At 66.2% G+C, this 22005-nt stretch carries 20 protein-coding genes; 6 read left to right on the forward strand and 14 right to left on the reverse strand.

The genetic code is table 11. From position 1 onward, the window contains the following. Positions 1-66 precede the first annotated feature (66 nt). From uxuA to JNE37_RS00640, 11 genes are all read right to left on the reverse strand, one after another. A complete protein-coding gene (gene uxuA / locus JNE37_RS00590) occupies positions 67-1245 on the reverse strand; it encodes a mannonate dehydratase (RefSeq protein ID WP_203064985.1) in 1179 nt (392 codons plus the stop codon). Beyond that, positions 1242-2693: a mannitol dehydrogenase family protein gene (locus JNE37_RS00595; RefSeq protein WP_203064986.1), complete on the reverse strand. Its 1452-nt coding sequence runs from the start codon at positions 2691-2693 to the stop codon at positions 1242-1244. The genes uxuA and JNE37_RS00595 overlap by 4 nt, the downstream gene beginning before the upstream one ends. Before the next feature lie 3 nt (positions 2694-2696). Further along, positions 2697-3758 carry an ABC transporter ATP-binding protein gene (locus JNE37_RS00600; RefSeq protein WP_203064987.1) on the reverse strand — a complete coding sequence of 354 codons (1062 nt, stop codon included), beginning with the start codon at positions 3756-3758 and terminating at the stop codon, positions 2697-2699. A gap of 5 nt (positions 3759-3763) precedes the next feature. Beyond that, positions 3764-5014, reverse strand: coding sequence for an AGE family epimerase/isomerase (locus JNE37_RS00605; protein WP_246513444.1), 1251 nt, complete (start codon positions 5012-5014; stop codon positions 3764-3766). After that, the gene (locus JNE37_RS00610; RefSeq protein WP_081840321.1) at positions 5011-5892 is read right to left on the reverse strand and encodes a carbohydrate ABC transporter permease; all 882 of its coding nucleotides are present in this window, start codon (positions 5890-5892) and stop codon (positions 5011-5013) included. The genes JNE37_RS00605 and JNE37_RS00610 overlap by 4 nt, the downstream gene beginning before the upstream one ends. Beyond that, positions 5889-6779: a carbohydrate ABC transporter permease gene (locus tag JNE37_RS00615; protein ID WP_035027502.1), complete on the reverse strand. Its 891-nt coding sequence runs from the start codon at positions 6777-6779 to the stop codon at positions 5889-5891. The genes JNE37_RS00610 and JNE37_RS00615 overlap by 4 nt, the downstream gene beginning before the upstream one ends. Positions 6780-6847: 68 nt before the next feature. Then, complete coding sequence (locus JNE37_RS00620; RefSeq protein ID WP_035092001.1) at positions 6848-8170, reverse strand: ABC transporter substrate-binding protein; 1323 nt, start codon at positions 8168-8170, stop codon at positions 6848-6850. A 100-nt stretch (positions 8171-8270) separates the two neighbouring features. Then, positions 8271-9533: an alkaline ceramidase gene (locus JNE37_RS00625; RefSeq protein WP_203064988.1), complete on the reverse strand. Its 1263-nt coding sequence runs from the start codon at positions 9531-9533 to the stop codon at positions 8271-8273. Continuing rightward, positions 9530-10678 (reverse strand): N-acetylglucosamine-6-phosphate deacetylase, encoded by a 1149-nt coding sequence (locus tag JNE37_RS00630; RefSeq protein WP_203064989.1) that lies wholly within the window; start codon positions 10676-10678, stop codon positions 9530-9532. The genes JNE37_RS00625 and JNE37_RS00630 overlap by 4 nt, the downstream gene beginning before the upstream one ends. Continuing rightward, positions 10675-11454 carry a sugar isomerase domain-containing protein gene (locus JNE37_RS00635; RefSeq protein ID WP_203064990.1) on the reverse strand — a complete coding sequence of 260 codons (780 nt, stop codon included), beginning with the start codon at positions 11452-11454 and terminating at the stop codon, positions 10675-10677. The genes JNE37_RS00630 and JNE37_RS00635 overlap by 4 nt, the downstream gene beginning before the upstream one ends. After that, positions 11447-12235, reverse strand: coding sequence for a glucosamine-6-phosphate deaminase (locus JNE37_RS00640; protein WP_343073225.1), 789 nt, complete (start codon positions 12233-12235; stop codon positions 11447-11449). The genes JNE37_RS00635 and JNE37_RS00640 overlap by 8 nt, the downstream gene beginning before the upstream one ends. Positions 12236-12409: 174 nt before the next feature. On the opposite strand from JNE37_RS00640, the gene JNE37_RS00645 reads away from it, so the two are divergent. Then, complete coding sequence (locus tag JNE37_RS00645; protein ID WP_035027515.1) at positions 12410-13405, forward strand: LacI family DNA-binding transcriptional regulator; 996 nt, start codon at positions 12410-12412, stop codon at positions 13403-13405. Positions 13406-13630: 225 nt separating this feature from the next. On the opposite strand, the gene JNE37_RS00650 is transcribed toward JNE37_RS00645, so the two are convergent. The 3 genes from JNE37_RS00650 to JNE37_RS00660 form a co-directional block, all read right to left on the reverse strand. Then, the gene (locus tag JNE37_RS00650; protein WP_182397703.1) at positions 13631-13984 is read right to left on the reverse strand and encodes a DUF488 domain-containing protein; all 354 of its coding nucleotides are present in this window, start codon (positions 13982-13984) and stop codon (positions 13631-13633) included. A 10-nt stretch (positions 13985-13994) separates the two neighbouring features. Next, on the reverse strand, positions 13995-15251 hold the full coding sequence (locus tag JNE37_RS00655) for a DUF763 domain-containing protein (RefSeq protein ID WP_203064991.1): 1257 nt from the start codon (positions 15249-15251) through the stop codon (positions 13995-13997). Between the two features lie 300 nt (positions 15252-15551). After that, entirely contained in the window at positions 15552-16217 is a 666-nt protein-coding gene (locus JNE37_RS00660) for an SGNH/GDSL hydrolase family protein (RefSeq protein WP_246513446.1), read from the reverse strand. Between the two features lie 77 nt (positions 16218-16294). Between JNE37_RS00660 and JNE37_RS00665 the strand changes: the two genes are divergently transcribed. From JNE37_RS00665 to JNE37_RS00685, 5 genes are read left to right on the forward strand one after another with little or no spacing between them, the layout of a single operon-like run. After that, a complete protein-coding gene (locus JNE37_RS00665) occupies positions 16295-17332 on the forward strand; it encodes a LacI family DNA-binding transcriptional regulator (protein ID WP_203064992.1) in 1038 nt (345 codons plus the stop codon). After that, on the forward strand, positions 17329-18939 hold the full coding sequence (locus JNE37_RS00670) for an FAD-dependent oxidoreductase (protein WP_203064993.1): 1611 nt from the start codon (positions 17329-17331) through the stop codon (positions 18937-18939). Before JNE37_RS00665 ends, JNE37_RS00670 begins: the two co-directional genes overlap by 4 nt. Before the next feature lie 24 nt (positions 18940-18963). Next, entirely contained in the window at positions 18964-20232 is a 1269-nt protein-coding gene (locus JNE37_RS00675) for an ABC transporter substrate-binding protein (RefSeq protein WP_182397708.1), read from the forward strand. An 11-nt stretch (positions 20233-20243) separates the two neighbouring features. Then, entirely contained in the window at positions 20244-21173 is a 930-nt protein-coding gene (locus tag JNE37_RS00680; protein WP_203064994.1) for a carbohydrate ABC transporter permease, read from the forward strand. Further along, entirely contained in the window at positions 21163-22005 is an 843-nt protein-coding gene (locus tag JNE37_RS00685) for a carbohydrate ABC transporter permease (protein WP_035089559.1), read from the forward strand. Before JNE37_RS00680 ends, JNE37_RS00685 begins: the two co-directional genes overlap by 11 nt.

Here is a 22005-nt window from a genome sequence, read left to right on the forward strand (position 1 = left end):
CCCTCATCCGCCCTTCGGGCACCTTCTCCCACAAGGGGAGAAGGGGGGCCGGAGCGCGGTTAGCCCCTAGTAGCCCAGCGTTTCGATGGTGCGCATGACGCCGCGGAGTTCGGCGAGGCCCTTGAGGCGACCGATGCCGGAATAGCCGGGATTCACCTTCTTGCCGATGTCGTCGACGATCACGTGACCGTGGTCGGGGCGCATGGGAATTTGCCAGTCGGCGCGGCCTTCACCCTTGCGGCGGGCTTCCTCGGCGAGGAGAGCCTGGACGACGCGGACCATGTCGGTGTCGCCTTCGAGGTGTTCGGCCTCGTGGAAGGAGCCATCGCCTTCCTTCTTTACGTTGCGCAGGTGCGCGAAGTGGATACGCGGGCCGAACTCCCTGGCCATGGCGACGAGGTCGTTGGCCGGGTTGGCGCCGTAAGAGCCGGTGCAGAGCGTGAGGCCGTGGGACGGGGAATCCGCCACGGCGAGCAGTGCGCGGGCATCGGCGGCCGAGCAGACGACGCGCGGCAAGCCGAAGAGCGGGAACGGCGGGTCATCCGGGTGGATGGCCATGCGGACCCCGGCTTCCTCGGCGACCGGAATGATCTCACGCAGGAACTCGAAGAGATTGGCGCGGAAGCCTTCGACCGACAGCTCGTTGTAGACGTCGAGCATGCGGTTGAGGCTCTGGCGGTCGTAGACGAATTCGCGCGCAGGCACCCATTCGATGAGATTGCGCTCAAGGCGCGCGAGGTCGCTCTCGCTGGCCTGTTTGAGCCAGGCTTCGGCACGGGTCACGCGCTCGGCGGGATGGTCGGCCTCGGCGCCGGGGCGGCGCAGGATGAAGACGTCGTAGGCGCAGAATTCCACCACGTCGAAGCGCAGGGCGGTGCCGCCATGGGGCATGACGTAATCGAGATCGGTGCGCGTCCAATCCGTGATGGCCATGAAATTGTAGCAGACGGTCTCGATGCCGGCGCGGGCGACGGCGCGGATCGACTGCTTGTAGTTGTCGATGAGCTCGCGATAGCGGCCGGTGCGGGTCTTGATGTCCTCGTGGACGATGATGCTCTCGACCACCGGCCAGGAGAGCCCTGCCCCCTCGATCTGCGCCTTGCGTTTGGCAATCTCGTCGTCCGGCCAGACGCGACCATCGTTGAGATGATGGAGCGCGCTGACGATGCCGGTCGCGCCGGCCTGACGCACATGCGCCAAGGTCACCGGATCATCGGGACCGAACCAACGCCAAGTCTGCTTCATTGCGCGAATTCCCTATCAAGAATGGCCAGGGCCGTCTCGGCGCCCTCGGCGTGAATGGTTTTGAGCCAGTGCTCGACCTGCGCCTGCAGCGCTTCGCGGTGCGGGTTGCTGCGGGCGAAGCCGGTGAGATCGAAGATTTCGCCGACTGCGCCGTTGGCGGCGGGTGCTGCAAGCTGGCTGTCGAGCGGATCGGTGAAGGTGTCGCCGGAACGGGCCGCGAGAGCGGCGATCCAGGCGGCGGCGGCGAAGGCGAGGTGGGCGATGCCCCTGCCCTGCGCCAGCCGTTCCAGCGCCGGCGCCACGATGCGTTGCGGCAGCTTCTGGGAGCCGTCATTGGCGATCTGCGCAGTGCGGTGCCGCAGGGCGGTGTTCGAGAAGCGGCGGGCGAGTTCGCCGGTATAGGGCACGGGATCGAGGCCGGCATCGCGGGGGAGCGTCTCGATGGACTCGCGCCAGAGGCCGGCGACGAAGCGGGCGATGGCCGGGGAGGCCATGGCGTCGGCAACGGTCGCGTGACCAAGGATCTGACCGAGATAGGCGATGCCGGAATGCGCGCCGTTGAGGAGACGCAGCTTCATCTCCTCGAAGGGCGTCACGTCGGCGACCATGGTGACGCCGAACTTTTCCCAATCGGGGCGGCCGAGGGGGAAATCGTCTTCGATCACCCACTGGCGGAAAGGCTCGGTGACAACGGGCCAGGCGTCTTCGAGGCCCAGGCTGGCCGAAACGCGGGCGCGGTCGTCATCGGTGGTGGCCGGCACGATGCGGTCGACCATGCTCGATGGGCAGGCCACGTGCTCGTCAACGAAGCGGCCGAACTCGGGATCGATGCGAGTGGCGAAATCGACGAGGACGCGTTTGGCCGTGCGGCCATTGGCCGGAAGGTTGTCGCAGGAAAGCACGGTGAAGGGCGCGACGCCGGCGGCGCGACGGCGCAGCAGGGCTTCGACGATGAAGCCGTGCATGGTGCGCGGGCGGGTGCGGTCGGCAAGGTCCGCCACGATATCGGGATGGGCGAGATCGAGGGCGCCGTCGCCGTTGCGGAGATAGGCCTTCTCGGTGACGGTGAGGGTCACGATGCGGGTCGAGGGCGCCGCGAGCGCCGCCAGCAGGGCTTCGGGGTCCTCGGGCGCGACTATGAGGCTCTGGATGGAGCCGATGACGTCGAGACGCTCGGTGTCGCTGTCGCGGACGGCCAGGGTGTAGAGGCCATCCTGCGGCGCGAGGGCATCGCGGGTATCGGGGCTGCGCAGCGAAGCACCGATGATGGCCCAGCCGGACTGACCATCGGCAAGGCATTGATCGATGAACGCGGCCTGGTGCGCGCGGTGGAAGGCACCGACGCCCAGATGCACGATGCCGGGCGTTACGGCGGCGCGATCATAGCGTGGCGCGCCGACCGTGGGCGGGAGCTGGCCGAGGGTTCCGGCCGAAAGGCGGTTGGCCATGGTTCAACCGAGGCGCTGGCCGCTGGCGGAATCGAAGAGGTGGACATTGGTAGGCGCCATGTCGAGCCGCAGCTTCTGGCCGACCTGAACGGCCACGCGCTCGCGCAGCAGGGCGGAGATCTTCTGGTCGCCTAGGACACCCTGAACGTAGGTTTCCGAGCCGGTGGGTTCGACGGCGGTGACTTCGATCTCAAAGCCCTTGCCTTCGCCGGTGACGAAGAGGTGCTCGGGGCGGATGCCGAAGCTCACCGGGCCGCGTGCCTCGATGCCCTGCACCAGCGGCAGGCGGTCGCCGTTGGCGGTGGTGATGGCCGCGCGATCATCGGTGATGGTGCCGGCGATGAAATTCATCGAGGGCGAGCCGATGAAGCTGGCGACGAAGGTGTTGACGGGACGATCGTAGAGATCGAGCGGGGCGCCGACCTGCTCGACGATGCCATCGCGCATGACCACGATGCGGTCAGCCATGGTCATGGCTTCGATCTGATCATGGGTGACGTAGATGGTGGTGGTCTTGAGGCGCGCGTGGAGTTCCTTGAGCTCGGTGCGCATCTGGACGCGCAGCTTGGCATCGAGGTTGGAAAGCGGCTCGTCGAAGAGGAAAACCTGCGGATTGCGCACGATGGCGCGGCCCATGGCCACGCGCTGGCGCTGGCCGCCGGAAAGCTGCTTGGGGAAGCGCTCGAGATAATCGGAGAGGCCGAGAATGCGGGCGGCTTCGGTGACGCGGGTTTCGATCTCGGCCTTGGAGCGCTTGGCGAGCTTCAGGGAGAACGCCATGTTCTCGGCGATCGTCATATGCGGGTAGAGCGCATAGTTCTGGAACACCATGGCGATGTCGCGGTTCTTGGGCTCGACATCGTTGATGACCTTGCCGCCGATGCGGATGGTGCCGTCCGAGATTTCCTCAAGGCCGGCGATCATGCGCAGCAGCGTGGACTTGCCGCAGCCCGAGGGGCCGACCAGCACGACGAAGGCGCCATCGGGAACTTCGACCGAGACGCCCTTGATGGTCTGAAGCTGACCGTAGGACTTGCGGACATCCTGGATTTGCACAGACGCCATGAGACTTACCTTGAGGCTGAACGATTGTCGGAGCCGGCGCGCAGGAGCGCGTCGGCGGCGTGAATGGCTGCGAGAAGGCTGAGGCCGGTGTGGTAGCCCGGATCGAGATCCGGGGTGGCGGGCACGAAATCCACGGGGCCGTCGGCGGTCATGGTCTGGAAGGCCAGAGCCGGGATGCCGCGCCAGTAGCGGGTGAAGAAGGCGTCGTGCGCCTGCTGCCAGACCGCGAGCGCTTCCGGATTGCCAGTGCGCTGGTAGGCGAGCGCGGCGGAGCGGATGGTTTCGGGCAGCGACCACCAGGGGCAATAGGGGCTCAGCGCCTTGCCGGTGGAGATGGAGACCGAAAGGCAGATGCCGGGCTCGACATAGCCGGCGCGGAACGAGGCCAGGAGGATGCGCTCGAGCTTTTCGATGAGCGCAGGATCGGCGTCGGCGGGCAGGTAATCGAGGGCGAAGCCGACGAATTCGATGGCGTGGCCGACATTGCAGGCATCTTCGCCCGGCGCATTGCGCAGCAGGCCCGAGGCGGCATCGTAATGGCGATCGAGCACGTGGGCGATGAAGCGGTCGGCATATTCGGCGGCCTGCGGGACGCCGGCATCGACCAGCATGGCGGCGGCGCCGAGGAGGATCATACGCGGGCCGAAATCATCGGCCTGGACGGCGAGACTTTCCGAGGAGAGCGGGCGGCGCTCATCCATCTGGAAGCGGCCGGCTTCGATCGAGGCGATGACGCGGGCGAAATAGTCGAGGTGGCGCGGCAAATCGGCGGGCGCAAAGCGCGCGGCAGCGGCGACGAGGCCCTTGGCGACGAAGGCATCCGAATAGGTGAAGATGTCGGCCGGTGCGAGCTGGGGCAGCAGGGCGTCGCCGGACGGATAGACCGGGCGCATGGCGGCGTCGTAGCAGAAATAGACGTGGCCGGACTGCTGGAGCGCGGCCAGCCTGTCGTAGAGCGCGCGAGCAGCCTTATCCATGCGGGCGGCGAGGGCAGGATCGGTCGGCGCGAAGAAGGCGGCGTGGGTGACGAGGGCTTCCAGGCCCCTGCCCTGTATCCAGCCATAGGTGAAATCGGGGCCGCGAATGCCGTCGGCGGCACCGTAATCGGCCAGCGAGATGCTGTTGACCTTGGTGTTGAGGAAGGCGCCGTCGAGGGGCGGCCTGCCGAGGAACCAGTCGATGGTGCCGGCATTGGCCGCCGCATAGGTGTTGCGGGCCGTTTCGATGAAGAGAGGCATGGACGACGTCACGCTCATTCCTTGAGGCCCGTCGAGGCGATGCCCTGGACGAAGTTGCGGCGCAGCAGGATGAAGAGCGTCACCGACGGCACCAGCACGGCGGCCGAGGCGGCGCTGAGGCGGCCAAGGTCGACGGTGAAGCCGGTCTGGAAGAGGGCAAGGCCCACTTCGATGGTGTAGCTCTCGCGGGTGGTGGTGACGATCATCGGCCAAGCAAAGGCGGTCCAGGCCTGGAAGAAGGCGAGGACGCCCAGCGCACCGAGCGCGCCGCGCAGCAGCGGCAGCACGATGCGCCAGAAGATCCAGAGCTCCCCCGCCCCGTCGATGCGCGCGGCTTCGAGGAGTTCATCGGGGATCGAGTGGATGACGTTCTGGCGGATGAGGAAGATGCCGAAGCTCATGACCAGATAGCCGAGCAGCAGGCCCCAGGTGGAATTGAGGATGCCGAGCGCCTGCGCCTGGAAATAGAGCGGGATCATGTAGACCTCGAACGGCACGATGGCCGTGGCGAGGAACAGCGCGAAGATGACGTTGAGCGTCTTGTAACGGAACTTGCCCAGGATGTAGCCGGCAATGGCCGAGGTCGCGAGGATGGCAACGGTCGAGAGGCCGGCGAAGAGCAGGCTGTTGCCGATCCATATCAGGAGCGGGGTCTGGCCGAGGACGGCCGCGAAATTGTCGAGCGTCGGATTGGCCGGGATGATCGTGGGCGGCCAGGCCAGCATTTCCTGCGGGGTCTTGAAGGCGTTGGCCACCAGGAACACCAGCGGCAGGATCATGAGGATGGCGAAGAGGAAGAGGACGATGTCGATGGAAAGATCGACCGCGCGCTTCTTGAAGCGCAGGCGTGCGCCCTCGGCCTGTTCGATGGCGATGTCGCTGACGGCTTCGCTCATGCCCGGGCTCCCTTCTCGCGCAGGAGGGTGAACTGGACGAGGGTGAGGACCAGCACAATGGCCAGCAGCACCACGGCCTCGGAGGCGGCGTAGCCGACGCGGTAGTTGCGGAAGCTGTTCTCGAGCATGTCGAGCACCAGCACGCGGACCTGGCGGCCGGGCGCGCCCTGCGCGTCGGAGGCGAGGACGAAGGCCTGCGCGTAGACGTTGAAGCCGGAAACAAGCGTCACCACGGAAACGTAGAGGGTGATGGGCTTGAGCATCGGGATCGAGAGGTGCCAGAACGATTGCGGCCCGGAGGCGCCATCGAGCTTGGCAGCTTCATAGAGCGAGACCGGCAGGCTCTTGAAGCCAACGATATAGATGAGGACGGCGTAGCCGAGTGCCTGCCAGGAGCAGAGCACGATGACGCAGATGACCGAGAGCACCGGATCGAACAGCCAGGCCTGCGGCTGAATGCCGAAGAGGCCGAGGAAGGCGTTGAGCGGCCCGAGGCGGGCGTCGAAGATCCATTTCCAGGCCATGGCGGCCGGAACGAGCGAAACCACGTGGGGAATGAACACCGCCGTCTCGTAAAAACCGGCGAAGCGGGAGCGCGTGCGGTGGAAGATGAGGGCTGCCAGGACCATCGCCAGTGGAATGGTGATGATGAGGACGCCGAAAGCGATGATGGTGGTGTTGAGCAGCGCTTCCTGGAAGAGCCTGTCGCCCATCAGCTCCTGGAAGTTGGCCAGGCCGATGAACGGCTTCTTCTTGGAGAGGATATCCCACTTGTGCAGGCTGAGCCTGAGCGTATCTGCGATCGGAAACATGCGCACATAGGCGAAGATCGCCAATGTGGGCAGGATCGCGAGCATCGCGAATATCCATCGTTTGCGCTTGAGCATGGCTCCCCCTTGAAAACTGGCTTCGGGGCGGCGGACCGCCCCGAAGAAATATCGTCCGACGTTTGCGCTTACTGCGCCAGCAGATCTTCGCGGGCGAGGATCTGGTTGGTTTCGTCGGCGGCGGTCTTGAGGAAGGCGTCGATCGCCGCATCATCCCCCGCCAGGGCAGCGTTGCCGAAGGCGTTGGTGAGCTGGGCGGCGAGGCGCGTCAGCACTTCCTCGATCGGGCCGATGGCCGGGAGCGTAAAGAACTCATAGCCTTCCGGGTAGTTCACGAAGGCGCCGAAAGCCGGAACCTTGTCGGTGACGACCGAGTAGTCGACGCCCGAGCGGTTCGGGAGCCAGCCCACGTTCTGGAGGAGCCAGACGAGGTTTTCAGGCGAGTTGGCAGCCTGCGTGTATTCCCAGGCCAGCTTGGCGTCATCGCCTTCGGCCGAGACATAGAGGTTCGTCGGCAGGGCGATGGAGCCGCGCGGCAGCGGGGCGGTGGCGTACTTGAGGTCCGGAGCCTTGGAGGCGATATCGCCGATCACCCAGGATTCACGGATGAACATGGCGGTCTGGCCACGCTCGAAGGCTTCCGCGTCGGCCGGCATTTCCGGCGTGACGGTCTTGAGCGTGTGGACGTTTTCCAGGTACTGCTTGAGCGCCTTGCGGCCGGCTTCGTTGGCGTAATCGGCCTTCCACTTGCCGTCAGCCGACTGGACGAGGACGTTGCCGCCGTACTGGAACAGGTTGATCCAGAACTTTTCGGCAATACCCTGGCCGCCACCCGAAAGACGCATTGACCAGCCCGACACGGTCGGGTTGCCGTTAGCGTCGCGCTGGGTCAGCTTCTCGGCGTACTGGCTGTATTCTTCCATGGTCTTGGGGGGCTCGGTGAGACCGGCCGCCGCGAACATGTCGGTGTTGTAGAAGAGCGAACCCTGGCCGCGGAACAGCGGCACGCCGTAGACCACGCCATCCTTGCTGACGGCATCGATGAAGAACTGGCCGAAATTGGCCGGGTCCTTGACGAAAGCCGAGACGTCATCGGGCGCAGCCGGCAGCAGCTCGTTCTCGATGTAGCGGCTGGCGGTGGAACCGGGCAGCTCGATGATGAGCGGGCCGGCGGAACCCGAGGTGAGGCCCAGGGCGATGCGCTTTTCATGCTCGCGCAGGGCGATGGCCTCGACCTTGACGGTCAGGTCCGGATGAGCGGCCTTGAGGCCTTCGGCGACGTGCTCGTAGAACGGCGCCATTTCCGGATAGCCCGACCAGACGGTGAGCGTGGCAGCGGAAGCCGCCGACAGGCCGGCGAAGAAACCCGCACCAAGCACGCCGCTCAGCAGCGCCGCCTTGGCCAATCCCCTCGTGAGTGCATTCTTCTGTGTTTTGACCGCAGTAGTCATCCCATTCCCCTTTATTGACGCGGTGCTGTGATAGCCCGCAAAAGCTTGCATGCAACCGGTTGCGCGTCAAGCGTTCCGCGGGTTTCGTGTCCCCAGGTTTTCACTTCGTAAGGCCCTGGGAAGCCAGTTGCGCAATGGCGGCATCCGCCAGCGCCTCGGCCGAACCTGCTGCAAAACCAGCGGGCTGGCCGTAATAACGATGCGCCTCATCGACCTCGTAGCCACCGAACGGAAATTCGCTGGCGGGCGAGATGTAGCCGGGATTGTCCTCGGCGAAATCGGCAATGATCGCGGGGCTTTCAGCCGGAAGCTGCGCGCGGATATGCAGCGCGGTTTCGGCGAAGATTTCACCCGGCAGGCCGACGATGGGCAGCCCGCCCCAATCGAGCACGGTGACGCGCTCGACCATAGGCGCGAGGGTCTGCGGAGCGATGTTTTCGGCCCAATCGATCCAGTGGCCGAGAAGGGCCGCCCGTGCCGGAGCGGCACCGGCCATTTCGCTGCGCCACTCTGCCGCAAGGGTTTTGGGAGGCGCGGTCTCGCGCCGTTCCTGGCGGAGGACGACTTCGGCATTGCCGACGGCGATGCGAGTGCCAAGCGGCGCTTCGGGCGCCGCAAGGGCGGCCTGCGCAATGCGGCCACCGATTCTTTCGGCGGCCTCGTAAGTGCGATCCGGATTGGCGGCAAGGCTGACCGAGGCGTGAGCGGAGTGGCCGGTATTGGCGTCGCCCGTGCAGCCGGTGAGGAACAGGGCCACGGCGCCCGGATAGGCCGCCTCGATGTCGCGGCGCACGAAGTGCGGGTAGTCGGCGGTCCAGAGGCGATTGTCGGCGCCGAGCACCACGGGATGGCAGGCGTAGGAGGTGACGACCGCGATCATCGTACCGTCTTCGGCGCGGATGCGGATGACGGGGACGGCGCGGTCGACGGTGCCGCCGGCATGGCGGCGGTTGCGAGCGACGTCGGGATCGGTGCCGAGGCCGGCGGCGAGCGTGGCAGGACGCTGATTGGCGACGGCCTGGTTTATGGCCTCGATGCAGGCGGCTTCGAGCCGCGCCAGATAAGCAGAATCGGAGGCGAGGCTGAGGCGGCCGGCCATAGAGACGGGCCCGCCGTGATTATGGAGGGCGGCGATGAGAACGTTGTCCTGCGGAAGGTTGCAGGCCGCGCGAATGCGGGCGCTCATCTCGCCATGGAGGCCGATGACATCGGCGACGGCGAGCGCGGTGTCGTTGACGGCGACGGCGCGCACGGTCAGCGCGTCATGGGCGCCGGTGGCAGGCTCGCTGCGAGCGGCGAAGCCCGAGAGCAGCAGGCCCGCAGGCGGAGTGATATCGACGATGGAGGCGCCGGCGCGGATCATGCGGATTTCCTCTGCCCTGCGACCCAGACCTCGCGCAGAGCGAGGCGGCGAGCACCGGGTTGCCAATCGAAAGCAATGAGATCGGCGGGCTGACCCACCTGCATCAGACCACGATCCCTGGCGAAGCGGCCGGGATTGACGGTGGCGAGGCGCAGGGCTTCGGCGAGCGAGAGGCCGGCCAGATCGATGGCGATGGCGACGTTGGCGTTGAGCGGGAGGCCGGCGCCGGCGAGATAGGGCGTGCCGGCAATGCCCACCCTGCCCTCTGCGGTGACCTCGACGCGACCGCCTACCTGCTGCTCGTAGATGCCGGGCGGGAGGCCGGCGAGCGCGACGGTGTCGGAGACGAGCACGGAGCGGGCCAGAGACTTGGCGCGCAGCATGACCTTGAAGGTATCGGCCGGGAGGTGATGGCCATCGGCAATGAAGGTGGCGGAGAGACGATCGTCGGCCAGTTGCGCCCAGATGAAATTGGGGTGGCGCGGCAGGCTGGCGGCGGCGCCGTTGCCGAGATGGGTGGAGAGCACGGCGCCCGCCTGGGCGGCAGCGTGGATCTGCTCGGGGGTGGCGGCGGTGTGACCGATGGCGATGTGAACGCCGCGGCGGGTGAGCTCGGCGATGTAGGCGATGGCCTCGGGGTATTCGGGCGAGAGCGTCACCATGCTGACGAGGCCGTTGCAGGCGGCCTGCCAGCGCTCGAATTCGGCGAGCGCGGGCGCGCGGACATGCTCGAGCGGATGAGCGCCGCGGGGGCCATCGACCGGGGAAATCGAGGGGCCTTCGACGTGAATGCCGACGATCATGTGCGCAGCCAGCGGATCGATGCGGCGCGCTTCGGCAATGGCGGCGAGAGCGGCGAGGATGCTCGGCTCGGCGGCGGTGATGATTGTGGGAAGGAAGGTGGTGACGCCTTCCAGCGCCATTCGTTCACAGAGCGCGATGACGGTTTGCGCCGTCACCGTGCCGGTATTGAGATCGATGCCGCCAAAACCATTGACCTGCAGGTCCACCAGGCCCGAGGCGATATAGGCCTCGGCCGGTTCGGACGGGCGGGTGATATCGGCGATCCGCCCATCCTCGATGCCGACGGCAAGGGTGATGCCGGTGGCCGGGTCCTTGCCGGTAATGGTCTGGCGTGCCGTCACAGTGCGCGCACCCGATCGTGGAAGCGGGCAATGAAGCGGGCATTGGCTTCGTCGCCGCCCGGGGCATTGCCACTGCGCCAGACCGGCGGCTCGATGCCGCGCTCGACGAGCTTGGCGACCGTGCGGATGACCAGGCAATTGAGCGCGAAGGCATTGGCGAAGGTCGAGATGGCGGCGATATCCTGGCTCATGCCGGGAACGCGGACCACGGCATCGCCGATCGGCACCTTGGTATCGATGGCGAGATCGACGATATCGAGCAGGTTATGCTTGGTGGGATGGCGCGCCGGATGATCGGGCGCGGTATTGGCCGCGTGCTGGCGCGAGCTGACGCCGATGACGAAGACGCCGCGGCGCTTGGCTTCGAGCGCCGCATCGATGAGCGCGGCGTTGATGCCATAGGCGTTGACGAGGATGAGCAGGTCGCCCTCGCCCAGCCGCTGGTCGGTGATGACGACCTTGCCGTAGCCGGGGGTGCGCTCGATGGCCATGGAGCGCAGGGCGCCGTTGGAGAGCAGCGTGCCTTCGTCGAGAATGGCGCTCACATGCATGAGGCCGCCGGCGCGGAAGAAGACTTCCTGGCTGGCAAGGTTCGAGTGGCCGCCAGGGCCATAGATATAGACCAGGCGGTCGGCAGCGATCTGGTCGGCCACGCGCGCGGCGGCGGCGTCGAGTGCGTCACGCTCCTCGCCCAGGATGCGCTGCATGATCGACTGGGTTTCGCCGAAATAGGCCGCGCAGAGCGCGTCGGCATCGATGGTCTTGGTCTCAGGCATCGGGATCGGACTCCGCATCCAGGTAAAGCGTGCAGTTGGACTGCTGGCGCAGGATGCTGGCCGGGCAGTCGGTGGAAATCGGGCCATGGAGCGCCGCGGCAACCGCCGCGCGCTTGACGCTGCCGGGCACGACGCAGAACAGGCGATCGGCGCGCAGGAGCCGCGGAATGGTGAGGGTGACGGCGCGCTCGGGAACGTCCTCGAAGCGATCGAAGCAATCGTCATCCACCTGCTGCTGGCGGCAAACGTCGTCGAGTTCAACGACCTTCACGTCGAGCGGATCGCGGAAATCGGCGACCGGGGGATCGTTGAAGGCGATGTGGCCGTTGACGCCGATGCCCAGGCAGATGAAATCGAGCGGAGCCTCATCGAGCAGCGCGGCATAGCGCCGGACCTCGGCCTCGGGATCGGGTTCGGGCACGATGCGGTGCACGGCCTTGAACGGCAGGCGACCGAAGACATTGGCATCGAGCCAACTGGCAAAGCGCTCGGGAGCGCCGGCAGGCAGGCCGATATATTCATCCATGTGGAAGGCGACGACGCGCGACCAATCGATGCCGGGAGCTTCGCAAAGCGCGGCCAGCATTTCGGACTGGCTGGGCGCGGCGGCGAAGACCATGCGCACCTCGGCCTTGGCGGCAAGGCGCTCGCGCAGGGCCTCGGCGACATCGCGGGCGCCGGCGGCGCCCATGGCGGCACGGGTCGGAAAGGTGAGAACTTCGAGCCGCTCGACATGGCGGCTGGCCGGCTGCTGGGTACGGGTGGCGACAGTCGAGCTCAAAACCAACTCCAGTATGCGATAAGGGCGCCGCAACGGCCACGGCCGCATTGGCGCCAAGAAGTCCGGCGACTATTTAATGCAACCGGTTGCATGTCAAGCTGTTGCGGGACTTGTCCCGGCATGCTTTGTTGCCGCCGATTTCTGGGCAAAATCAACGAATCGCGTGGGGCGAGGATGACGGGACGTCGGGATGGAGTGACCATCAGCCAGGTGGCGAAGGCCGCGGGCGTTGCACGCTCCAGCGTTTCGCGCGCCTTTACGCGGCCGGACATGCTCAGCCAGCAGACGGTGGAGCGCATCCTCGCGGTGGCCGAGGAACTGGGCTATGTGCCCAACCACACGGCGCGTGCACTTTCCACCGGCCGGCACGGCAACGTGGCGCTGATCGTGCCCGACGTCGCCAATCCGTTCTTTCCCCCGCTGATCCGCTCGGCGCAGATGGAAGCGGACCGCTTCGATTTCTGCGTGTTCCTTGGGAATTCGGACGAGAAGGCCAAGCAGGAAGACAAGCTGGTGGGGCGTTTTTCGGGACAGGTCGAGGGGCTGATCCTGGCCTCCTCGCGCCTTTCGGACGAGCGCATCCACGCGCATGCCGCGCTGCGGCCGCTGGTGCTGATCAACCGCGACGTGGCGGGGATTTCGCGCATTCTCATCGACAGCGGTTCAGGCGTGAGCGAAGCGGTGGCGCACCTGGCCGAGCTTGGGCACAGATCGCTGGTCTATGTGGCGGGACCATCGAGCTCATGGTCGAACGCCCAGCGCCGGATGGCGGTGCGGAAGTCGGCTACAGCGCTCGGGCTCGAGGTGCAGACGATCGCGGCCGCGGTGCCCTCGTTCCAGGCGGGGCGCAATGCCGTGCCGGCGATCCGGGCATCGGGGGCGACGGCAGTGGTGGCGTTCGACGACCTCATGGCGCAGGGCATCCTGGCGGGAATGAGCGAAGCCGGCGTGCGGGTACCGGAGGAATTCAGCGTGGTCGGGTGCGACGACGTGCTGGGCGCAGCGACCTACCCGCCGCTGACGACGGTTTCCAACCGCTCGGTCGAGGCGGGAAAGGCGGCGTTTTCGCTGCTGATGGACGTGCTGGACAGCAGCGCGATCCGGGATGTGCGGTATATGCTGGAGACGCATGTGGTGGTGCGGGGGACTACGGGGCCGGCGCCGCGGTAGGGGCTGGATCAGGGTGGGCACCGGCGAGCGCCGGAAGTGGCTCGCGAGCCTAAGAGATTTCCATGAGCGCGTGACCGCGACATCGGGGTTGGGGCGCCGCCCTCACCCGCCCTTCGGGCACCTTCTCCCACAAGGGGAGAAGGAACGGTGGGGCCCGACACGTTGAGGGGAGTTGGGTTGGCCCGGACGTGCTGGTCTGCAACCAGGGCGCCCCGCCCTAGCCGCCTAATGCCGCGATTTAAGGACGTCCGCCAGGACCACGGCTTGGTTGTGCTCTTCGTCGTGCGCGCCATAGAGCAGCGTGACGTGGCCTTTTGTGGCCAGGTCTCTGAGTTCAGCCATGGCGGGGTTGCGGGAGAGTTCGGCGGAATAGCGCTTCTGGAATTCGGGCCAGCGGTCGGGCTGGTGGCCGAACCATTCGCGCAGTTCGGTGCTGGGGGCGACATCCTTGAGCCAGAGGTCGTAGTGGGCGTTTTCCTTGCTGAGGCCGCGGGGCCAGAGGCGGTCGACGAGGATGCGGGTGCCGTCGGAGGGGGATGCGGGTTCGTAGACGCGCTTGATGGAGATTTCGCTGGCCATGACTGGCTCCTTAGCCCTGCTCCGCCTTGCGCCTGGGCTCGGCCACATCGTCCCAGACGGTGCGGCCGCCATAGGCTGGCGAGAGACGACGTTCCTCGGCAATGAACGCGTCGAGCGAGGGACCGGTTGCCTTGGCTTCGAGGCGGCGGGCCTGTTCGTCGAGGCGGCGGATGGCGCCCAGTTCTTCCTCGCTGCCGAGCCGGGCTTTGGTGACGGCCGATTTCAGCACGCGGATGGTCTCGTCATAGACTTTTAGCGGCACCGGAAACGGGTGGCCGTCCTTGCCGCCATGGGCCATCGAGAAGCGGGCGGGATCGGCGAAGCGGTGCGGGGCGCCGTGGATGACTTCGGCGACCATGGCCAGCGACTTGACTGTGCGGGCGCCGACGCCCGGCACGAGCAGGAGCTGGGAAAAATCCTCGGGACCACGATCGGCAGCAGCGGCGAGCGCGCCGTGAAGGCGGCGCAGCATCACGTCCTTGGGGCGCACGTCGTGGTGCGCAGGCATGATGAGATGGGGCAACAGGGGCTGGTCGGTTTCGACGGGCTCGACCGGCTTGCCTTCGAGGCGACCGATCTCGGCCACGATGCTGTCGGGGCCGAGTTCGCCGAGCATGCGAAGCTGGGCACGGCGCGAGGCCTCGGCACGATGATCGGCGAGGTTGACGATATTGCCCTGCCCCTTGCCGTCGATGGCGGCGTGGGGATCGTCGAGGAAGCTGGTGAGGCCTTCGGAGAGCCAGTGGTAGCGGCGAGCCTGGCGGGCATCGCCCTTCATGCCCTGCTGCACGACGACCCATTTGCCGTCATCGGCCACGATGAAGCCGTGGAGGTAGAGATCGAAGCCATCCTGCACGGCGGCGCTATCGACCTTGGCGACGAGGCGGCTGGCTTCGGCGAGGGCTTCGCCATCGAAGCCGATGCGCTGGCCGATGGCGATCAGTTGCGCGGGGGTTTCGCGCGAGTGCTTGCCGCGGCCGCCGCAGACATGGAGACCGAGCTCCTTTTCGAGTGGCCCGAGGCCACGCTTCAAGGCGCCGATGACGCTGGTGGTGATGCCGGAGGAATGCCAATCCATGCCCATCACGGCGCCGAAGGACTGGAACCAGAAAGGATGCGAGAGCCGACGCAGGAATTCGTCGCGACCGTATTCGTGGATGATGGCCTGGGTGACGACCGCGCCGAGCCGGGCCATGCGCTGGCTGAGCCAGCGCGGCACGTAGCCGCTGTGGAGCGGGAGGTCGGCGTTTCCAGCCCGTTGGGCCATGGGGGAGTTCCTTGGGTGTGTAGTGGAGATTAGCACAAATAGGGAACAAATCTATAGCGGGGGTGCCCACTGCGCTCGCAACCGACACGGTACCCGGGCGGAGACCCGGGGCCCATTGCACCGCTCCACCCGTGTGGAGCGATCCGTGGGCCCCGGCTCTTCGGCCGGGGAAGTGCGGTGGTGGGGCGGGTTTGGAGTGTCAAGGCGGGGTTGGGAGGTTGGGAGGTTGGGAGGTTGAAGGGCGCGTGGGATCGAGGGGCGAGGCGGGCGTGCAGATCGGTCAACTTCAGGGCGGGTCGGCTAGAGCCGTTCCGCAGCCAGCACTGCTTCTGCGATCACTGCGTGCCCCAGGTCGTTGGGGTGGGTGATGTCGGGGGACGCCAGGGAGCCGTCGGGGTGGGTGGCCATGGTTTCGTAGACCGGGGCGTAGAAGGTGTGGAATTCGGTGGCGAGGGCGCGGACGGCGGTGGCGAAGGCGGCGAAGCCGGGGCGGGATTGGTTGGTGAAGCCGGGGCCGCCCCTGGCAAAGCCGATGGTGGGGATGAAGGGCGGGCTGCCGAGACAGAGAGCGTTGCCGTAGGCGGGGACGACGTCGGCGAGGATCGCGCGGTAATCGCGGACGAAGGCGGCGAGATTGAAGGTTTCGGGGGCTGCGGTGTAGCGGGCGTCGTTGTAGCCGTAGAGGACGACAAGGGCGTCGGCCCGGGCGTCGCCGAGCAACGCGCCGCGGTAACGGGAGATGCCGTTGCCGGGGCGCGGCTGGCCATCGGCCATGAGGGAGCCCTGGAGCACGGTGCCGGAGATGGCGGCGTTGGCGAGTTCGACGCCGAGCCGTTTCGCCACAAGGCGTGCCCAGGAGCGATCGGGGCTGGTGGCGCCCTCACCTACCGTGATCGAATCCCCGAAGACGGCCAGGGTGCGGATGCCCTGCCCCAGGCAAAAATCCCCAAAACGTGTGATCGGCACCCCGTTGACTCCCGCCGCGCAATGTTGCTAATACGCATTAGCTGCTAATACGCATTAGCAGTCAAGGGAGGGCTTTCTTGGTCAAGGCAGGACGGTTGACGCAGCGCGATATCGCGCAGCTCGCTGGCGTGAGCCAGGCTACGGTTTCGCTCGTCCTCAACGACGCCAAGGCGGCCGAGGGGCGCATCCCCGACGAGACGCGCGAGCGCGTGCTCAAGGCCATCCGCGACACCGGCTATGTGGCCGATCCGATCGCGCGGCGCATGGCCAAGGGGCTCAACCGCATCCTCGGCGTCTTCACCTACGAACCGGCCTTCCCGAGCGCTCAGGCGGACTTCTTCCTGCCCTTCCTGCTGGGCATCGAGGAAAGCGCGCAGGAGCACCGCTACGACCTGCTGCTGCTGACCGGCGTGGCGCGTACAGGCGGGCGACGCAAGATTTTCGACGAGAACAACCGCCTGCGGCTGGCCGATGGCTGCGTCATTCTCGGACGCGATTTCGACCGCGCGGAACTCAAGCAACTGGTCAAGGGCGACTTCCCCTATGTCGCGGTCGGCCGCCGTGCCGATGCCGGGGGACCGGTGCCCTATGTGGGCGCGGACTATGCCAAGGCGACGGCAGAGCTGCTGGAGCTGGCCAAGGCCAGGGGGCACAGCAAGTTCGCCTATGTCGGGCCGTCTAAGGGGCCGGAATCCTCGATCGACCGCTGGGACGGATTCAATTCCAGGCTCGATGGGGCGGAACTGGTGCTTCACATCGGTACCGTCGGCGGGCCGGCGGCAGAGGTGCTGGCGGCCATTCGCGCCAGCGGGGCGACGGTGGTGTTCTTCACCGAACTGGCAGACGCGATCGTCGTCGAGGCGGCGGCGCGCTCGCAGCATCTTTCGGTGCCGGGCGATCTTTCTATCGTGGTGCTCGGCAGCCATGTGCGGCCGGCCCATACCGGCACGCAATTCACCACCTTTTCGATCCCCCGCGAGGAGATGGCGCGGCGCGCCACGGCGATGCTCGTCGAACGGATCGAGACCAACAGCAAGGGCGGACAGGTGCTGCTGCCCTGCGAAACAGCCGAGGGAACAACCCTTGGCCCTCCTCAAACCGGAAGCGTTAAGTGAAAGAATACTCGGCAGATATCCTGGTGGTCGGCGGCGGCCTTGGCGGCGTGGCGGCAGCATTGGCGGCCCTGCGCAACGGCCGCTCGGTCATCATGACGGAAGAATTCGACTGGATCGGCGGCCAGCTCACCAGCCAGGCCGTGCCGCCCGACGAGCATTCGTGGGTCGAGCAGTTCGGCGTCACCCGCTCCTATCGCGCGCTGCGCAACGGTATCCGTCAGTATTATCGCGACCATTACCCGCTGACCGAGCGTTCGCGCGGCTGGGTGGACCTCAACCCCGGCGCCGGGCACGTATCGCGCCTCTGCCATGAGCCGCGCGTGGCGCTGGCGGTGATGGAGGCGATGCTCCTGCCCTATCGCGGCGGCGGACGGCTGACGGTGCTGCAGCCCTATAAGCCCGTCGGCGCGGACGTCGATGGCGACGTCGTGCGGTCGGTGACGCTCAAGCATCGCGATACGGGCGACAAGGTGGTGGCGAGCGCGCCCTATATCATCGACGCGACCGAGCTCGGCGACCTGCTGCCGATGACGGGCACGGAATATGTGAAGGGGTTCGAATCTCAGGCCGAGACAGGCGAGCCCAGCGCCCCGAGCGAGGCGCAGCCGGACAACCAGCAGGCGGTTTCGATCTGCTTTGCCGTCGACCACGTCGATGGCAACCACGTGATCGACAAGCCGGACAATTACGATTTCTGGCGAGCCTATCAGCCGCATTTCTGGGGCGGGCCGCTGCTCGGCTGGAACTCACCGCATCCGCGCACGCTCGAGATCGTGACCCGCTCGTTCACGCCGAACCCGGATGACGATCCGCTGCTGGTCGATGCCGATCAGCGCCGCAATCCGGGCGACGGGAACCTGTGGACGTTCCGGCGCATCGCGGCGCGGCGCAACTTCATGCCGGGCGCCTACGAGTCCGATATCTGCCTCGTGAACTGGCCGATGATCGACTATTTCGAGGCACCGATCGTCGATATTTCGGAGGACGAGTACGCCAAGCGGCTCAAGGCAGCCGCGGACCTGTCCTATTCCGTCTTCTACTGGCTGCAGACCGAGGCGCCGCGCACCGATGGCGGGTTCGGCTTCCAGGGGCTGCGCCTGCGCGGCGACATGACGGGCACCGAGCATGGCCTCGCCATGGCGCCCTATATCCGCGAGAGCCGCCGCATCCGTGCGGTGACGACCGTGGTGGAGCAGGACCTTTCGCTCGCCGTGCGCGGGGAGAGGGGCGCGGTCAACTATCGCGACTCCATCGGCGTGGGCATGTACCGCATCGACCTGCATCCTTCGACGGGTGGGGACAATTATATCGATGTGGGCTCGTGCCCGTTCGAGATCCCGCTCGGCGCGCTGCTGCCGCAGCGCGTGAAGAACCTGCTGCCGGCGGGCAAGAATATCGGCACCACCCACATCACCAACGGCTGCTACCGACTGCATCCGGTGGAGTGGAATATCGGCGAAGTTGCGGGCCTGCTGGCTGCGCACTGCCTTGAAAACCGGCTGACGCCGCATGCCGTGCAGGCAGACGACGCGCTGCTCGGCGACTTCCAGACCCGGCTCTATGGCGAGGGCATCGAGACCCGCTGGCCGGATGTCCGGGGCTATTAAGAACCAAAAAGGAGGAACGTCAAAATGACCAGAATTACCCAACTGAAGGCAGCCGCCTTCGCGGCGGGCATCATGCTGCCGCTCATGGCGGGCACGGCGCTGTCGCAGGACGCCGTCAACCTGCGCATGACGCTGTGGACCGCCAACGAGGCGCATCTCAAGCTCTTCAACGAGATTGCGGACGCCTACAAGGCCAACCATCCGAACGTGACGGTGACCTTCGACTCCCTGCCCTTCGATGGCTACACCACCACGCTCACCACCCAGATCGCCGGCGGCAACGCTCCCGATCTCGCCTGGATCCTCGAAACGACGGCCGGTGACTTCGTGAACTCGGGCGCGCTCTCTCCGCTCAAGGCCACGTTCGAAGGCACCGAAGGCTACAACCTCGCCGACGTGACGCAGAGCTCGCTAGCCCTCTGGAGCGCGGATGGCGAGATCTATGCCTATCCGTTCTCGACCTCGCCCTTCGGCATGTTCGTCAACAACGACGTCATCAAGGCCGCCGGCCAGAAGACGCCGGCCGAGATGATCGCCGCCGGCGAGTGGAACTGGCAGAACGCCATGGCCGTCAACGCCGCGGTCGCCGCCTCGGGCAAGCAGGGCCTCATCGTCCGCGACTTCGACTACAAGGTCTGGGACAACCTGGCCTCCATCTGGAACGGCTGGGGCGCTTCGCCCTGGAGCGCGGACGGCAAGACCTGCACGATGACCGAGCAGCCGATGGTCGATGCGATGACCTTCATCCACGACGCCATCTTCAAGCAGAAGGCCATTCCCGGCCCGGGCGTCAGCGCCGACTTCTTCGCTGGCGACGCCGCCATGACCATCACCCAGATCAGCCGCGCCTCGCTGCTGCCCAAGGAGAACCCGTTCTCGTGGGATCTGGTGCCCCTCCCCGCCGGCCCGGCCGGTGAATATGCGGTGATCGGCCAGGCCGGCATCGGCGTCTTCGCCAACAGCAAGAACCCGCAGGCCGCCGCCGATTTCCTCGCCTTCTTCACCAACCCCGAGAACAGCGCCAAGCTCGCCCAGTTCTTCCCGCCGGCACGCGCCTCGCTGCTGAACGCGGAAGTGCTCGGCGCCGCCAACCCGCTGCTCACGCCCGAGCAGATCGAGGCTGTCGTGGTCAAGGGCATCTCCACCGGCGTCGTGAAGCCGGGCCATGCCGGCTTTGCCGAAATCCAGCAGACGGCCCGTGCCGCGCTCGACGCCCTCTGGGTGGCCGACGCCGACGTTCCGGCAGTGCTGAAGTCGGTCTGCGACCGTATCCAGCCGCTGCTCGCCCAGTAAGGACCGAACCAATGGCCGTCGCCACGCAACAGCCACCGGATCGGGCGCGCAAGCGCCCCTTCTGGACCATCGAGCGCCGCGACGGCCTCGCCGGTTACCTTTTCATCGCGCCCCAGCTCATCGGGATCATCGTCTTCGTCCTGATCCCGCTGGGCCTCGTCTTCTGGTATTCGCTCCACGAATGGAACGTGCTCGCGGGCACCTTCAAGTTCCAGGGCGATGCCAATTACCGCAAGCTTCTCGCCGACCCCGCGATCCCCGAAGTGCTCGGCGCGACCGCGATCTTCTCGGTGGGCCTCGTCATCCTTAACATGAGCCTGGCGCTGCTGCTGGCCGTGCTGGTGAACCAGAAGCTCAAGGGCATCGTGGTCTTCCGCACGCTCTACTTCTCGCCCGTCGTGGTTTCGCTCGTGGCCTGGACCATCGTCTGGAGCTTCCTGCTGCAAGCCAATGGTGGCATCAACGGGTTGCTCGCCATGATCGGGATCGAAGGCCCCAACTGGCTGCGCCACCCCACCACCGCGATGATCTCGGTCATCGTGGTGCAGGTGTTCAAGAACGTGGGCCTCAACATGGTGCTGTTCCTTGCGGCCCTCCAGGGCGTGCCCAAGGAGCTCTACGAGGCCGCCCGCGTCGATGGCGCCTCGCGCTTCAAGCAGTTCCGCCGCATCACGCTGCCGCTCATCAGCCCGACGATCATGCTGACCTCGATCATCACCATCGTCGGCTCGCTTCAGGTCTTCGCCCAGATCGCGGTGCTGACGCAGGGCGGGCCCGGCATGTCGACGACGGTGCTCGTCTATTACCTCTACCAGCAGGCCTTCCAGTTCCACCGCTTCGGCTACGGCGCCACCATCTCGATCCTGCTGTTCGTGATCGTCGCCGTTCTCACCTTCGCCCAGTGGCAGATGCGCCGGAGGATCGTGTTCTATGAAAACTGAGTTCTCCCCCCGCGCCAAGGTCGCGATCTACGGGCTGCTCTGCGTGCTCGCCATCCCCTTCGTCTTCCCGACCTGGTGGATGGTGACTTCGTCGGTCAAGCCCATCGACCAGATCTTCGCCTTCCCGCCGGACCTCATCCCGCGCTCCTACGATTTTTCCACCTATGCGCAGGTGTTCAAGCTGCAGCCCTTCGCGCAGCAATACTGGAACTCGGCCTATATCGCGGCCATCGTCACCATCGGCACGATGGCGGTGTCCTCGATGGCCGGCTACGCCTTCGCGCGGATCAAGTTCCCCGGCGCCAATTTCATCTTCATGGTGGTGCTGCTGGGGCTGCTGATCCCGTCGGAAGTCACCATCGTGCCGCTGTTCCAGATGTTCCTCAAATGGGGGATGGTGAACACGCACTGGCCGCTGATCCTCGTGCCGATCTTCGGCGCGCCCAGCGTCTTCGCTACCTTCGTCATGCGCCAGTTCTTCATCTCGCTGCCCGGCGAGCTGGAGGAAGCCGCGCGCGTCGATGGACTGGGGCGATTCAAGATCTTCTGGACCATCGCCCTGCCCCTCGCCCGTCCGGCGCTGGCAGCAGTGGCGATCTTCACCTTCCTCCACTCCTGGAACCTCTATCTCGAGCCCATCGTGTTCCTGACGAGCCCCGAGCGCTTCACGCTCCCGCAGGCGCTGACGCAGTATGTCGACGTCTATCAGGGCCCGATGTGGAACATCCAGTTGGCGGCCGCGACGCTTACAGCGATCCCCGTCCTCATCGTCTTCATCTTCGCGCAGCGCCAGTTCATCGAAGGCCTCGCGCATACCGGTCTCAAAGGTTAG

This window comes from Paradevosia shaoguanensis (assembly GCF_016801025.1).
Lineage (GTDB): Bacteria > Pseudomonadota > Alphaproteobacteria > Rhizobiales > Devosiaceae > Paradevosia > Paradevosia shaoguanensis.

Bases quoted from the DNA above. Each gene is read 5' to 3' on its own strand.
- uxuA (WP_203064985.1), bottom strand. From the start codon at position 1,245: ATGAAGCAGACTTGGCGTTGGTTCGGTCCCGATGATCCGGTGACCTTG.
- JNE37_RS00595 (WP_203064986.1), bottom strand. From the start codon at position 2,693: ATGGCCAACCGCCTTTCGGCCGGAACCCTCGGCCAGCTCCCGCCCACG.
- JNE37_RS00600 (WP_203064987.1), bottom strand. From the start codon at position 3,758: ATGGCGTCTGTGCAAATCCAGGATGTCCGCAAGTCCTACGGTCAGCTT.
- JNE37_RS00605 (WP_246513444.1), bottom strand. From the start codon at position 5,014: ATGAGCGTGACGTCGTCCATGCCTCTCTTCATCGAAACGGCCCGCAAC.
- JNE37_RS00610 (WP_081840321.1), bottom strand. From the start codon at position 5,892: ATGAGCGAAGCCGTCAGCGACATCGCCATCGAACAGGCCGAGGGCGCA.
- JNE37_RS00615 (WP_035027502.1), bottom strand. From the start codon at position 6,779: ATGCTCAAGCGCAAACGATGGATATTCGCGATGCTCGCGATCCTGCCC.
- JNE37_RS00620 (WP_035092001.1), bottom strand. From the start codon at position 8,170: ATGACTACTGCGGTCAAAACACAGAAGAATGCACTCACGAGGGGATTG.
- JNE37_RS00625 (WP_203064988.1), bottom strand. From the start codon at position 9,533: ATGATCCGCGCCGGCGCCTCCATCGTCGATATCACTCCGCCTGCGGGC.
- JNE37_RS00635 (WP_203064990.1), bottom strand. From the start codon at position 11,454: ATGCCTGAGACCAAGACCATCGATGCCGACGCGCTCTGCGCGGCCTAT.
- JNE37_RS00645 (WP_035027515.1), top strand. From the start codon at position 12,410: ATGACGGGACGTCGGGATGGAGTGACCATCAGCCAGGTGGCGAAGGCC.
- JNE37_RS00650 (WP_182397703.1), bottom strand. From the start codon at position 13,984: ATGGCCAGCGAAATCTCCATCAAGCGCGTCTACGAACCCGCATCCCCC.
- JNE37_RS00655 (WP_203064991.1), bottom strand. From the start codon at position 15,251: ATGGCCCAACGGGCTGGAAACGCCGACCTCCCGCTCCACAGCGGCTAC.
- JNE37_RS00675 (WP_182397708.1), top strand. From the start codon at position 18,964: ATGACCAGAATTACCCAACTGAAGGCAGCCGCCTTCGCGGCGGGCATC.
- JNE37_RS00680 (WP_203064994.1), top strand. From the start codon at position 20,244: ATGGCCGTCGCCACGCAACAGCCACCGGATCGGGCGCGCAAGCGCCCC.
- JNE37_RS00685 (WP_035089559.1), top strand. From the start codon at position 21,163: ATGAAAACTGAGTTCTCCCCCCGCGCCAAGGTCGCGATCTACGGGCTG.